Annotated in this window: 7 protein-coding genes; 1 reads left to right on the top strand and 6 read right to left on the bottom strand. The window is 52.7% G+C overall.

Translation table 11 applies throughout. The features are described 5' to 3' along the window. Positions 1 to 6: 6 nt before the first annotated feature. From WKJ03_RS13275 to prlC, 4 genes are all read right to left on the bottom strand, one after another. Positions 7 to 900 carry an ABC transporter ATP-binding protein gene (locus tag WKJ03_RS13275; RefSeq protein WP_337842702.1) on the bottom strand — a complete coding sequence of 298 codons (894 nt, stop codon included), beginning with the start codon at positions 898 to 900 and terminating at the stop codon, positions 7 to 9. Between the two features lie 130 nt (positions 901 to 1,030). Then, positions 1,031 to 1,732 (bottom strand): DNA-3-methyladenine glycosylase I, encoded by a 702-nt coding sequence (locus WKJ03_RS13270; RefSeq protein ID WP_337842701.1) that lies wholly within the window; start codon positions 1,730 to 1,732, stop codon positions 1,031 to 1,033. 9 nt (positions 1,733 to 1,741) lie between these two features. Beyond that, entirely contained in the window at positions 1,742 to 2,158 is a 417-nt protein-coding gene (locus WKJ03_RS13265; RefSeq protein WP_337842700.1) for a hypothetical protein, read from the bottom strand. Between the two features lie 13 nt (positions 2,159 to 2,171). After that, positions 2,172 to 4,211 carry an oligopeptidase A gene (gene prlC, locus WKJ03_RS13260; protein ID WP_337842699.1) on the bottom strand — a complete coding sequence of 680 codons (2,040 nt, stop codon included), beginning with the start codon at positions 4,209 to 4,211 and terminating at the stop codon, positions 2,172 to 2,174. Positions 4,212 to 4,364: 153 nt separating this feature from the next. On the opposite strand from prlC, the gene gorA reads away from it, so the two are divergent. Beyond that, the gene (gene gorA, locus WKJ03_RS13255; protein WP_337842698.1) at positions 4,365 to 5,714 is read left to right on the top strand and encodes a glutathione-disulfide reductase; all 1,350 of its coding nucleotides are present in this window, start codon (positions 4,365 to 4,367) and stop codon (positions 5,712 to 5,714) included. Between the two features lie 445 nt (positions 5,715 to 6,159). Here the strand turns inward: gorA and WKJ03_RS13250 are convergent, their stop codons facing one another. Next, entirely contained in the window at positions 6,160 to 6,378 is a 219-nt protein-coding gene (locus WKJ03_RS13250) for a hypothetical protein (RefSeq protein WP_337842697.1), read from the bottom strand. Positions 6,379 to 6,496: 118 nt separating this feature from the next. Then, positions 6,497 to 14,665 (bottom strand): Ig-like domain-containing protein, encoded by an 8,169-nt coding sequence (locus tag WKJ03_RS13245; protein WP_337842696.1) that lies wholly within the window; start codon positions 14,663 to 14,665, stop codon positions 6,497 to 6,499. Between the last annotated feature and the right edge of the window lie 125 nt (positions 14,666 to 14,790).

The raw sequence follows: 14,790 nt of genomic DNA, 5'->3' as shown, positions 1-14,790 counted from the left end.
GCCCCCTTAAGCTGCATGTTGCTGGCGGTGGCTGGCCAGAGTGGAGAAGTACACATCCTCCAGACCGGCTGGCGTGGCAGCAAAACCTTCGGGCGCCTGCTCGGCATACACATGCAGCACGGTGCGGCCGGCAAACAAGCGTTTAGCAATCACCGGCAGCTGCTGCTCCAGCTCCGCCGCTTCGGCCGCAGACACGGTTTTGCTCCAGATTTTGCCTTGCACCTGTTCAATCAACTGCGTTGGGCTGCCCTGCTGCAGAATTTGCCCGCTGGCCAGTACCGCCATAGCCGGGCACAACTCAGCCACGTCATCCACAATGTGAGTGGACAAAATAATCACTTTTTGTTCACCCAGGCTGACCAGCAAATTGTGAAAACGGTTGCGTTCTTCCGGGTCCAGGCCAGCGGTCGGTTCATCGACAATCAGTAAATCCGGGTCGCCCAGCAGCGCCTGAGCAATACCAAAACGTTGGCGCATGCCACCGGAAAAACCGCTGACCGCTTTGTCTTTATGCTGGAATAAATTGGTATGCGCCAGCAGGCTTTCGACCAGCTCTTTGCGCACTTTCTTTTGATTAAAACCTTTCAGTACCGCCAGATGATCCAATAAATCAAAAGCACTGATGCGGGGGTACACACTAAAATCCTGTGGCAGATAACCCAGGGTTTTGCGCAGCGCCTGCGGGTCGTTCAGCACGTCGATGCCATTAAACTGAATGGAACCTGTGTCGGGTTGCTGCAAGGTGGCGATGGTGCGCATCAGCGAGGATTTGCCAGCACCATTGGGCCCGAGCAGGCCAAACATGCCTTTGCTGATCGACAGGTTTACATTGTTCAGCGCTTTGACGCCGTTGTCGTAAGTTTTGGTTAAGCCTTTGATTTCTAACCCTGAGGTGGCCATAAGAAGCTCCGTGTTGTAGACCATAAAGCGGTCAACTTAACACGGAGCTCACGCAAAGCTAAAACAAAAATGTAACAAATCCTGAACAGTGCAGAATTCGGGTTTTGTGCGGGTTGGGTAAATCCACCCTCTACGTCGCCATGCCCACATGGTTATCGCCAACACTCATGGAGATCACTTTACTGATCTCCTGATGGCTGCGACCGGATTGCTCACGCCACAAATTAAACTGCTGTTGGATGGCTTTGAGGTTTTTCTGGCTGGTCAGGCCGCCTTCGACCAAACCAGAGCTGCGCAGGTAGGCTTCCACATCCTGGCTCAGGATAAAGGTGTCTTTGCCGAGAAACCGCAGGCCATAAGCGCCCACATTGCCACCCAGCCGGTTGCCATGCTGCTTCAGGTAAGCCCACAGCCCTATGGTGTCCGTGTCGGGCCACTGTGCTAAAAACTGACCAAAACTGCCGTATTTTTCTGCTATGTCGTTAATCATCAACGCATTGTCACGTATCGCAAAGACTTTAGTGGCATTGCGGATAATACGGGGGTCTGTGGCTTTTTCGGCCAGCATCCCGTCACTCATCAGCAGAATTTTGGCGGGTTCAAAGCCAAAAAATAACTGCTCAAACTCAGGCCACTTTTTTTCCACCACAGACCAGACAAAACCGGACTGAAAGATTTTTTTACTGAATTCGCTCAGACACTCTGCATCTGTTAATTGCTTTAGCTGTTCTGAGGTACGGGGCTTGCTGAGTAATGCCTCCAGCGCCGCAATACCACCTTTGCGTTCAGCTGCTCTGTGGTAAATCAGCTCAAATTGTTCAACAAAAGCCATCATTTATCCTCAGATGGAATCGGCCGACGGGCCCAACACACAATAGCCATTGGCCCATTCCACCTGCTTCGGCGGCACTATGGCGCAATCTGACATCATGCCGGATTCTTTAAACCAGCGTTGCTGCAGGCTTTTATAGAGTTCAGCCTGTTTTAACAACCTGGCCTCGTCTGTGCTGGATACCGAATACGCCACATAAGCTTCTGGCCCGCCGCAGGCTTTTTGCCCCAAGGCCAGCACCCGGCACTGCTGTGGACTCTCGGCTTTGGCGTCACCAATCAGACGGAAAATTTCAGCGCGTTGCTGCTGAATTTGTGTTTTCAGATCCATAGTGCCCCCTTGTGTCATCCGCTGAATGGGTTCAGCAGCAACAGCCTGATGCAAGCCCAGGCTGACCAACGCCAGTATAGTCAACACTTTGTTCATCACACCCTCACTGTCAGGCAGCGATGCCCATATGCCGTAATAAAGCCGCATTGGACGGTTCACGGCCACGGAAAGCTTTAAACAGCTCCATCGGCTCGGCACTGCCGCCTTGTTCCAAAATGCAGTGCAGAAAATCTGCGCCCGCCTGAGTACTGAATATGCCTTCTTCTTCAAAACGGCCAAAGGCGTCAGCCGACAGCACTTCGGCCCATAAATAACTGTAATAACCGGCCGCATAACCACCGGCAAAAATATGGCTGAAACCATGCTGGAAACGGTTAAAACGGGGGGGCACTATCACCGCGACTTGCTGGCGCACTTCATCCAGTAACTCTTGCACCCGGCCCCCCAGCTCTGGCTGGTACTCCGCATGCAGGCGGAAATCAAACAATGCAAATTCCAGCTGACGCACTAAAAACATCGCTGACTGGAAGTTTTTCGCCGCCAGCATTTTTTCCAGCATATCCTGCGGTAAAGGTTCGCCGGTCTCGTAATGGCCGGAAATCAACGCCAGCGCTTCGGGCTGCCAGCACCAGTTTTCCAGAAACTGGCTGGGTAACTCGACCGCATCCCAGGCCACGCCATGAATACCAGCCACAGCGCTGGCGTCCACTTTGGTCAACATATGGTGAATACCATGGCCAAACTCATGGAACAAAGTGACCACTTCATCATGGGTAAATAAGGCCGGTTTGCCGCCCACAGGTTTATTGAAGTTACAGGTGAGGTAGGCTACAGGGCGCTGCAGGCTGCCATCGGCCAGCCAACGCCTGCCCTGGCAATCATCCATCCAGGCACCACCACGTTTTTTCGCCCTGGCATACAGGTCCAGATAGAAGCTGCCGCGCAGCTCGCCGCGCTGGTCAAAAATGTCATAAAACTTCACATCCGGGTGCCAGACATCGACACCGTCACGGGCTTTTACTTCAACGCCAAACAACTTATTCAAGACCGTAAACAGGCCAGGCACCACTTTCGTTTCCGGGAAATATGGCCGCAGCGCTTCATCGGAAATGGCGTATTTGGCCTGTTTTAATTTCTCGGAATAATAAGTGACATCCCAGGCGTTCAGGCTGTCGGCGCCAAACTCCGCTTTGGCAAAAGCTTGCAGCTCGGCTAAATCCTGCGCCGCCTGAGGCTTGGCGCGGCGCGCTAAATCGGTCAGGAAATCCAGCACCTGGGCCGGACTTTCGGCCATTTTAGTGGCCAAAGATTCTTCAGCCGCGTTGTTAAAATCCAGCAACTGCGCCAGTTCGTGGCGCAGTGCCAGGGTTTCTTCAATAATGGCCGTGTTGTCAAACTGACCCGCGGTCGGGCCCTGGTCTGAGGCGCGGGTGCAGTAAGCCTGATACAGCTCTGCGCGTAAGTCGGCATGGTCGGCGTACGTCAGCACAGCTATATAGCTTGGGAACTCCAGCGTAAAGACCCAGCCGCTCAGCTCGCGCTGCTGTGCTGCTTCGGCCGCTGCCAGTTTGGCGTCTTCAGGAATACCAGCCAGCAAGGCTTCGTCTTCGATATGCTTAAACCAGGCTTGAGTCGCATCCAAAGTGTTATTGGAGAAGGTGGAACCCAGCTCTGACAGGCGGCTTTGAATTTCGCCATAACGCTGCTTTTTCTCATCCGCCAGGCCAATGCCGGATAACTTAAAATCGCGCAGCGCGTTTTGAATCACTTTCTGCTGCGCTTTGCTTAAACTTTTGTACTCAGCACTTTTGGATAACGCCAGATAGGCTTGATACAAACCTTCGTGCTGGCCCACCCAGGTGCCAAAATCCGACAGCAACGGCAGGCAGCTTTCATAAGCTTCCCGCAGCTCCGGGCTGTTTTTCACCGAATTCAGGTGCGACACCGGCGACCAGAGCCGGTTTAAGCGATCACTGTTTTCTTCCTGGGCCACAATCAGGCTTTGCCAGCTGTGATTCTGTTGTTGCACCACCGCATTCACATCAGCGGTACAGGCAGCTATTAATTGTTCAACAGCTGGCTTGACTAAGTCTGGGGTAATTTGACTAAAAGGCGGCAAGCCTTGGAATTGTGTTAACAGATTGCTCATCGCAACTCTCTTTAGCAGATGGAATACCCATAGTATTGGGATTTTTTTGCGTATCTCAAGCAAAGCTTGCACAGCAGGCGACAGAATGGTGCTTGAGTTCAGCCCTATCACCCCATATAAACCCACTATGTTTTCGTTTGCCCGGAGCAACCCATGACCGAACACTTTGACTATATCGCCATTGGTGGCGGCAGCGGTGGTATTGCCAGCGCCAACAGAGCGGCCAGCCACGGCGCCAAATGCGCCATTATTGAGGCCAAATACCTGGGCGGCACCTGTGTCAATGTCGGCTGTGTGCCGAAAAAAGCCATGTGGTATGCAGGTCAGATTGCCGATGCCATTAAATACGCACCGGATTATGGCATGGACCTGAGCATGCCGGAGCTGAACTGGGCCAAACTGGTGGAAAGCCGTGAGGCTTATATCTCCCGTATTCATGCCTCGTACGACCGGGTTTTGGCGAAAAACAATGTCACAGTGATCCGTGGTTTTGCCCGTTTTGTTGATAAAAATACCCTGGAAGTCGACGGCAAACGCTACAGCGCGCCACATATCAGTATTGCCACTGGCGGCCGCCCGCTGGTGCCTAAGCTGCCGGGTGCTGAACTTGGCATCGACAGTGATGGCTTTTTTGCGCTGCAGCAGCAGCCGAAACGGGTCGCTGTGGTGGGTGCCGGTTATATCGCAGTGGAAATAGCCGGCGTCATGCATGCCCTTGGCAGTCAGACCCATTTGCTGGTGCGCCGCGATAAACCGCTGCGCAGCTTCGACCACATGCTGTCTGACACTTTAGTGGAGCTGATGGCCAAAGAGGGTCCAACGCTGCACCCGCACACTGAAGTACTGGCGGTGGAAAAAAATGCCGATGGCAGCCTGACCCTGCAGCTGAATGGCGGGCGTTCACTGCAAGTGGATTGCCTGATTTGGGCCATAGGCCGGGTGCCAGCCACCGATCAGTTGCAACTGGAAAACGCAGGTGTGCAGACAGACGCTCAGGGCTTTATTCCAACAGACGACTACCAGAACACCAATGTGCCCGGTATTTATGCCGTCGGCGACAACACCGGCCGTCTGGCCTTAACGCCGGTGGCAGTGGCGGCAGGGCGACGTTTGGCTGAACGGCTGTTTAATGGCAAAGCCGACAGCAAACTCGATTACCACACAGTGCCAACCGTGGTGTTCTCCCACCCGCCTATTGGCACCATAGGCCTGACCGAAGACGAAGCCAAAACGCAGTATGGTGAAGCGGCCATCAAAGTGTACCGCAGCGAATTTGCCGCCATGTACACAGCTTTGACAGCACACCGCCAGCCCACCCGGATGAAACTCGTCTGCGCCGGGTCGGACGAAAAAGTGGTAGGTTTGCATGTAATAGGTTTTGCCGCCGATGAAATGCTGCAGGGTTTTGGGGTAGCGATCAAAATGGGCGCCACCAAAGCCGACTTTGATAACTGCGTGGCGATCCACCCAACGTCGGCTGAGGAGTTCGTGACCATGCGCTGAGCCTGCGCATGGTCACTGCATAACCTTCAATTACCTATCAAGATATGAAAAAGGGCGACTGCATCGGTGTAATGCCAGTCAGTTAAGCCGACTGATATTACTTTTTACGGTGCAGTATCAGGATTCACCTGAACTAAAACAGTGAAGTCACTGAGTCTATCCAAAGCGAGGGAAGGCAAAGAACTAAGCAGACCGTCTTTGGCAGGGTGAGGTTGGGATTTCAGCAAGCCAGCCATCTGGCTTGCTGCCCACCGAACGGGTTTTGTTCTGCAAAACCCCGGCAAGCCAAAGCCGAGCCTACAGGGATTGTATTCACGGCGTGTCTGCGTGGGCTTTGCCTTTTCCGCTGCAGCTGAACCAAGCTAGTGAATAGATAAGCAGTTTTTGCATAAAAACTGCTTATCTGACTGGCATTAGCCTGCATCGGTGCCCTTTTTGCTTGGTGTCAGCCTTTAAAGCGTGCTGCGTCCAGAATGGCAAACAGGTGAACCAATGCTCCGATAATGGGCGGCACCACCAAAAACCACAGTGCATAACCCAGCCCCACCACTACAAAAAACACAATGGCCGCCAGCAACCGGCCTTGCAGTAGCTGACCTAAGCCCGGAATAAACAGCGTACATAAGGCGGCTAAAACATTGCCGCCAGAACCTTGCCCTGCCACAGCAGTTCTCCTTTTCACTCATGATTTTTTTGTCAGCATAACAGATTTATGCTGACTGACTCGGGTTCAAAAACAAAAGCCAGCATCAGGCTGGCTTTTGTCACAATGTGCCGACGGATCAGAATCGGTAACGGCCACCCAGATACCAGGCTTTGACTGTGTTCGGGTCCATATCGATATACTGATACCCCAGTTGCACAGCCCATTGCGCCGATAACTGATAACTGGCCTGTATGGCGGCATAAGGGTCAGTGCCATCCAACTCCGACACCAGCCGATCTGCACCACGCTGACTTTCAATATCGGCCTGCCAGCCGAAAAAACCTGCCGGCAGTTCCACACTGAACTGCTCCACTTGCCAGAGAGTCAACTTCACCCCTAAAGTCCAGCCGTCAGCCAGAACCGGGCTGACAGCTTTGACCAACTGATGGTAAGCGGCCGGGTCCAGCACTGTGGATGTCAGACCGACGGAACCTTCCCCCAGATCCAGATAACCAAGCTCAAAGGCCAGAAAAGAGTTCCACTGATAACCCAGGCTGGCCGCCATCAACTGGTCTTTATTGTCATAGCCTGAAATAGCACTGCCTGCGGGCAATTGTTTTTGCATCTCCCCGGCAGAATGTTCGGTTTCTCCCTGCCCCAGATTGGCCTGCAGGTACCAGTCTCCAGCCTGAGATTTAAAGCTCAATAACGCCAGAGCACTTAACAACACCGCCAGACGCTGACGGCGCAGTGCCGCCACCATCACTAACAAACCCAACCACCATGCCGACATACTGCCTCCACCGGATTTATTTTCGACTGTCACATCACGGAACGCATTGACCTGCACACTCACTGTGCCTGTTGCTGAATCACCAAAACTGTCTGTCACAGTGTAGGTAATAGTGTCCACGCCATGAAACCCCACTTTGGGTGTGTAACGCAGACGCTGGTCGGCCTCAATACTGACCGTACCTTCCAACGCTGTTGCCGTACTTACAGTCAGTACATCACCCTCTGCATCTGTATCATTGGCCAGTACAGCTATCAGTATCGCAGTTCGGTCATCGGTCGATGCACTGTCATTCACAGCGACTGGCGCATTGTTGCTGAACACTGTCACCACTAATTCGCTGCTTGCTGTGCCGCCTTTACCGTCGGTAATACTGTAAATCACTGTATCAGTTCCGACAAAGTCTGGGTTTGGTGTATAGCTTAACTGTTGATCCGCCAGAATAGTCACAGTACCAAAGCTACTGATGGCCTGACTGACAGTTAACGTATCGCCGTCCACATCTGTGTCATTCGCCAGTACATCAACATCAACGCTGCTGTTCATTCTGACCACTGCTTCATCTGCTGTGGCTTCAGGCAATGTATTGTCATTGAGCTCAACAGCCACACCACCTGGGTCAACAATAGCGCTGTTGGCTATACCGTCGGCATCGTTCGGGCCACCATCTTCGACTGTCACCTGCACACACCAGTGACCTTCGGTTAAACCTGCAGTCCAGACCGCATCACCAGGAGGAGGACAGAAACCACGCTCACCAGCCGCACTGGAGACTGAGTTCCGCTCATTGCTGACAAAATCTACCCAACCTGTCACATCATTAAATTTACGGTACACCGCATTGGCTGGTACTGGTAAACGTTGTGGTATCACCAGGCTGTAACTCATCCCCTGCTCAGGCAAACCGTAGGCGATAAAGTCAAAGATACCCCCTATATTGACCGCAACATTGTCTGTTTCAACAGCATCTTTGGCGATTTGCAAACCACCTGCATCTGTTTCTGCCGCCACTGTACCTAAGCGTAAACAGACCCCAGGATCACCTTCAGCCACAAACTCTGTTTGTCCCAGGAACTCGGTTGGCATCACGTTACATTCGTTAATCGCATCCTGATAATCCGGAATACCATCACCGTCTGAGTCGGCAAAACCTTCCTGATCATCCGGTATTAAATCGCCATCCGTATCAGCAGAGCCCAAAGTCGGTAAGTTTGGCCGGATCACAATAAAGACTCTGGAGGTGGCGGATAAATTCGGCGTGCCATTATCTGTAGCCGTATAGCTGACCAGATATAAACCTGGCCCTTGTTCGTCCGGATCAAAACTTAACTGCGTCTGATCGGACGTTACATTCTCCAGACGACCAAAGTCCCATGTGCCGCTGATCTGATCCTGTGGATTCGCATCTGTCACAGTGGCAGTGACAGTCACCACACCGTCACCCTCACTGATGGTCAGACGATTTTCGTTATTCTGACTCACGGTTAAAGACACCACAGGAGCCACATTCGCTTCGCTGATCAGGATACGGCTGCTGCGTTTGCTGCCTCGATTGACACTGGTATCCAGCGTAATAATGATATCCTCAGATGGTTCAGCCTGACCGTCTTCCAGTACATTAAAGCGGATAGTCGTGCTCAGGCCTGAGCTGATTTCAGCGACACCAGACACCAGTGTATGGTCATTTGTACCTGCACTGCCACTGACAGTGTATGGCACAGACAGCGGATAAACAGGAGACGGACCATTCAGTATCACCTGAACCTCCACTTCGTTGCCTTCGGTCACCAGCTGATCTTTGCTTAAGGACACCAATGGATTCACCCTGACCCGCTGAGCTTTAGTCGCGGTATTGCCGTCGGCATCCGTCGCTTGCCAGTAGACAATATGCTCACCTGGTGCAAAGAACAGGCTGCCGTTAATCAAGGACACCCGCAGGCGACGACCATTGCGATCCACTGCAGTTGCAGTGCCAAGCGGTACGCGGGTAAAGAGTGCTGTTGCATTCACTTCAATATCGGCAGGCACTGTAATCACTGGCAGGTTTGATGCAGCTCCTCCTTCAATAATCAGGTTTACATCAGCACTATCACGCCCACCTTTGCCGTCAGTCACTGTGTAACGCAGACTGACCGGGCCAACATACAGATCCGGCACTGTCAGAGTTAAGCCTTGCGCATTAAAGACCACAGTACCCACACTGGTCGAAGCTCCGTCTATCGTCAGAGTGTCACCGTCCACATCGCTGTCATTGGCCAATACCGCTAATTGATACTGGTTAGTGTCAACCCGTTGCAGGCTGAAGCTGTCATCGGTCGCCACAGGATTATCATTCACTGCTGTGACTTCAATACTGATAGTGGCTGCGTCTGAACTTAACTCTGCATCTTTGGCGATATAACCAAGACTGTCAGAACCGTTGAAGTCTTTTTCTGGTGTGTAAACCAGTAAAGCCCCTTGCAAGGTGACAGTACCATGTTCAGGTTGAGTCACAATTTCATAAGTCAGCTCGTCCTGATCCGGATCCTGCGCTGTCAGCGTCAGGCTCAAAGGTGTGTCTTCTGCCGTGCTTGCTGAGCGGTCTGCCACTACCGGAGCTTCATTCGCTTTCACCACCGTCAGCGAAAAAGCTGGCAGTGATGCACTCAAAGAGCCATCGCTGACACTAATCACAATGCCGCTGTTGGTCCCTACATCGGTTTCCGCAGGCGTGCCGCTCAGCGCACCGGTGCTGGCGTTAAAGCTGGCCCAGGCAGGCTGATTGGTAATGCTGAATGTCAGCGGATCTTGCTCTGGATCCGATGCAGTCGGCACAAAGCTGTAGGCAGTTCCTGCCTCAGCACTGGTGATTGGCGTACCGGAAATCACCGGAGCTTTATTTGCCGCAGTCACGGTAATGCTGAAGGCTGGAAGTGATGCACTCAAAGAGCCATCGCTGACACTAATCACAATGCCGCTGTTGGTCCCTACATCGGTTTCCGCAGGCGTGCCGCTCAGCGCACCGGTGCTGGCGTTAAAGCTGGCCCAGGCAGGCTGATTGCTGATGCTGAAACTCAAGGCATCGTTTTCCGGATCGCTGGTTGTTGGAATAAAGCTGTAGGCCGTTCCGGCAACTACAGATCCTGCCGGAGTACCAGAAATTAACGGTGCTGTATTAGCTGGTTGCGGTGTCACCGAATTCGACGCGGCAGAGGCCACACTGGTACCGGCCGAGTTTGTAGCCGTCACAGTAAAGGTATAAGCAGTCCCATTTGTCAGACCCGTAAAGGTAAATGGTGATGAGGTTGCAGTCCTGCTCAAGCCTCCCGGGCTGGCCGTAATGGTGTAGCTGCTGATACTGGTACCCCCTGTGTTTGCTGGTGCGCTGAACGTCACAGTCGCCTGTGCGTCACCCGCCGTAGCAGTCCCAATAGTTGGCGCACCCGGTATCACCGCATTCACGGTAAAGCTGCGGGTCACCCGAGTGGCAGCTAAATAGCTGGCATTACCCGCCTGATCAGCATTAATGGTACAGGTCCCTGCGGTGATAAAGGTCAGTTGGCCACCACTGGTGATGGTACAAACCCCGGTAGTGGCGGAACTAAAGGTAGGTACCAGGCCTGCTGCATCTGTAGTAGCAGTGAGTGTTGGTGTAGTACCAAAGTTCTGCGCAGTTGGCTGAGCAAAGGTAATAGTCTGAGTCGCGGCCGGAGTCACACTGTTGGAGGCCGCAGAAGCAGCACCAGAACCTGCAGAGTTTTCTGCTTCTACTGTAAAGGTATAAGCCACACCATTGGTTAAGCCTGTCACCACTATGGGTGAGGCTGCGCCACTCACCGGTGCAACATCAGGCGGGCTTACCGTTACTGTATAACCGGAAATAGCGTTCCCCCCAGTAAACACAGGTGCGCTAAAGGCAACAGAAGCTTCCTGGTTACCTGCAGTTGCTACAGGGGCAGCTGGGGCGCCCGGTACGACAGGGGCCACAGTAAAGCTTTGACTGACCTGAGGTGCAGGCAGGAAGCTGGTATCACCGGCCTGATTAGCATTAATAGTACAGGTACCCGCAGTGACAAAAGTAACTGTTGTGCCTGTTACCGTACACACACTTGTAGTTGCAGAAGTAAAGCTAACCGGATAACCACCACCAGCGGATGAACTGGCTGTCAGCGTTGGTGTAGTACCAAAGTTCTGCGAGCCTGGATTACCAAAGTTAATAGTTTGTGGTGATGCAGGCGTCACTGAGTTAGAAGCTGCTGAAGCAGCCCCTGTTAAGCTCGAGGCATTGGTTGCAGTGACGGTAAAGGTATAAGCGACACCGTTTTGTAAGCCTGAGACCGTAATAGGCGAAGCTGCACCTGTACCTTGGAAACCACCAGGATTTGAAGTGACTGTATAACTCGTTACAGCGACACCACCAGAGCTGGAAGGTGCAGTGAAAGCCACTGTCGCATCACCATTGCCAGCGGTTGCAGTGCCTATAGTTGGTGCTGTTGGCGCGACAGCATTCACCGTAAAGCTGTGGCTGACGGTCGTGGCGGCATTCCAGCTGCCGTTACCTGCCTGGTCGGCATTGATGCTACAAGTACCTGCACTGACAAAAGTCAGTTCGCCACCACTGGTAATAGTACAGACTCCTGTCGTCGCCGAACTGAAGCTGACCGCCAGGGAAGAACTGGCCGTGGCTGATAAAGTCGGGCTGGAGCCAAAGTTCTGTGCCGCTGGTTGAGTAAAGCTAATACTTTGATTGCCTTTGGGTGTAACAGCTGAAGAAACCGCAGAAGCCACACTGATGCCTATACCATTGGTTGCGGTGACCGTAAAGGTATAAGCAGTACCGTTAGTTAAGCCTGACACTGTGATCGGACAGGCGGCAGGCCCATTACAGCTTGCAGACACATTATCAGGTGAAGAAGTGGCGGTGTAAGTCACAATAGCATCGCCACCATCATTGACTGGAGCAGTGAAGTTTACAGTCACAGCACCATCACCTGCAGCAGCTGTGACCGCTGTTGGCGCATCAGGAGCTGTTGGAATAGCGACTGTATGCCCAGTACCTCCAGTGTAGGCCGGGGGGCCGGCGTTACCAGCTGCGTCAGTAATGTCAGTTGACGCATTCAGATTCAGTTTGGCCGTACCGTTACCGCTGATACCACTGACAGTCACAGTGACACTGGCGCCTGAACTTGCCGAGACGCTGGAGATAGTTCCAGTGACACCGCCTGTGGTGCCCAATGCGAAGTCATCAGTGGAAATATTAGCCACAACCTCACTGAAAGAGACGGTAAAATCGACAGTGGTATCTTCTGCTGCCGGTGTTCCTGCCGGTGAGGTCGCAGTCACAGTTGGTGTGGTCTGATCCAGCACTATCCCTAAACCGGATGAGGCACCACTGGAGTTACCTGCCACATCAGTGGCGACAGCGGTAATAGTGTGACTGCCTGCGGTGGTGACAGCTGAAGTGGTCAGACTCCAGTTACCCGCTGTGGCAACAGCAGAACCCAAAGCCCCGTTCACGTTAGAGCTTAAAGCCACGGTACTACCCGCTTCGGCTGTCCCAGTGAAGTCAAGGCTGGATGCATTGGTCAGATTATCGCTGTTACTGCTGCCGGTATCTGAGCCTGCATCCAGCGTCGGCACCGTAGGTGCTGCCGGAGCCGTGCTGTCAATGGTGACAGTTAAACCAGCAGAAGCCACAGACTCATTGCCTGCGGCATCCAAAGCTTTGGCCGTTAACGTATGACTGCCTTCACTCAGGGCTGGAGCGGCTGTAATACTCCAGGCCCCCCCCGTTGCAGTTGCTGAACCCAGAGCTGTAGTGCCGTCTGTATCATATAAAGTGACAGTGCTGCCCGATTCTGCAACACCTGTCAGTGTGGGTGTAGTGTCATTGGTTATATTATCGCTGGAGCTTGCGCCCGAATCTGAACCTGCGGCTAAATCCGGGGTTGAAGGTGCATTAGGGGCCGTAGTGTCTATCACCAGCGCTTTATTTGCCCCTAATGAACCCGCAGCACCAGGAGCTGGTAAGGTCAGAGTGGCATCATTATTTAGCGCATCACGCAGTGTTGCACCATTATCCACCAGAGCTGCGGTGCTGACATAATCCAGATCCGCGCTGGTATCACCTGCCTGCACTGTGTAGGTAAAGTTCAGCTCGGTGCCGGGCGAACCTGAGCTATAGCTGGCGGTTTGATCGGTACTACCGGTTTCAAGCAATAAGCCCGGCGTGCCACCACTGACAGTAACTGCTTCATCAAAAGTCACCTGAATACTGATCACTTCGCCTGCTTTATAACTGCCATCGTTTTTAGTGGATGAAACATTAGTGACTACAGGTCCGGTATCGTCCACATCTGTTACTGCAATACTAAAAGTCTGATCGGCGAATAAAGAGCCATCTGTTGCCCGCACTGTAATGTCATGACTGGTTGCCGTTTCATAATCCAGCAAGCTGCCATCCAGTACAGTCACCACACCTGTACTGCTATCAATAGCAAAACGGCCACCTGCATCATCCGTCAGGCTGTAGCTGACCGAACTATCCGGATCAGTGGACGAGGCAGTAATGCCTACAGTGGTGCCATTGGCTGCATTTTCCGCCACAGTATTGCTTGCGACATTAGCGTCTGTAGGAGTGCTGGGGGCATCATTGACTGCGGATACCGTCACAGTAGCGGCAATAGATAAAGCTGTGGTATCAACCCCACTGTTGCTGGTTCCACCGTTATCGCGGATACTAGTTAAAGTGACAACGCGGTTTGAAGTTGTGGTCGGATTTTCGCTGGCATTACGATAACTCAGGTTATCCACCAGTGTTTGTGTCACAGCAGTAGTCCAGCTCCCTGTCAGAGTCACAGTAGCCGTTGAACCCGTCACCGAGACACTATAGCCGACTGAATTACCACCAGAACTGGTGCCTGAAGTGCCATTGGTCAGTGCGACGTCCGTGCCGTCCACTCGTAGTAACTCGCTGGTCCCATCAGCAAGATTAGCCACAGTTAAAACTAACCTGTTAATGGCCTGGCCGCTCTCTACTGTGCTCGCAGATACAGCACTGAATAAATCCACCGCCGAACCATTCTCTGTATAGGTGGGTGTACCCCCTGTAGCTGTCAGGGTCGGCGCATCGTTAACATCTGTGATTGTTGTGTTCACCACGATACTATCGGTTGCAGTACCATCGGACACCTGAACTGTAAACGTATCCGAACCTGAGGCATTTGCTGTTGGGGTATAAGTCAGCCCGGCCGGCGTCACTGTCGCACTGCCTGAACTGGCTGTCACAGGGAATCCACCTAAACTGCCTTTTGTCGGGGCTGAAGTGACTGTCCAGGTTAAGGTCTGGCTGGCATCTACATCACTGACATCCAGTAAAGAATTAATAGAAGTAGCGCCACTATCTTCCAGCACGTTCAAAGTGGCTGTTGCGCCATCATTGAATGCAGGTGTTGTATTAGTTGGAGCAAAAGCCTTACATTGAACATAAAGCGCGTTGCAATTAGCAACACCTGATGCAAAAGCAACAGACATTGGGGTTATATTTCTGTCATTGACATAACAGTATCCGCTTGATCCGCTTTGCTCCTGCCATCGAAAAAAGTGACGTCCCGGGGTTGCATGCCAGGCGGGGTTTGAACCAGTCGCATCACAATCTA

Origin of the sequence: Rheinheimera sp. (assembly GCF_037442525.1) — a bacterium.
GTDB lineage: Bacteria > Pseudomonadota > Gammaproteobacteria > Enterobacterales > Alteromonadaceae > Pararheinheimera.
This window is presented reverse-complemented; position numbering and strand designations above follow the sequence as displayed.

Bases quoted from the DNA above. Each gene is read 5' to 3' on its own strand.
- WKJ03_RS13270 (WP_337842701.1), bottom strand. From the start codon at position 1,732: ATGGCTTTTGTTGAACAATTTGAGCTGATTTACCACAGAGCAGCTGAA.
- WKJ03_RS13245 (WP_337842696.1), bottom strand. From the start codon at position 14,665: ATGTCTGTTGCTTTTGCATCAGGTGTTGCTAATTGCAACGCGCTTTAT.
- WKJ03_RS13275 (WP_337842702.1), bottom strand. From the start codon at position 900: ATGGCCACCTCAGGGTTAGAAATCAAAGGCTTAACCAAAACTTACGAC.
- WKJ03_RS13265 (WP_337842700.1), bottom strand. From the start codon at position 2,158: ATGAACAAAGTGTTGACTATACTGGCGTTGGTCAGCCTGGGCTTGCAT.
- gorA (WP_337842698.1), top strand. From the start codon at position 4,365: ATGACCGAACACTTTGACTATATCGCCATTGGTGGCGGCAGCGGTGGT.
- prlC (WP_337842699.1), bottom strand. From the start codon at position 4,211: ATGAGCAATCTGTTAACACAATTCCAAGGCTTGCCGCCTTTTAGTCAA.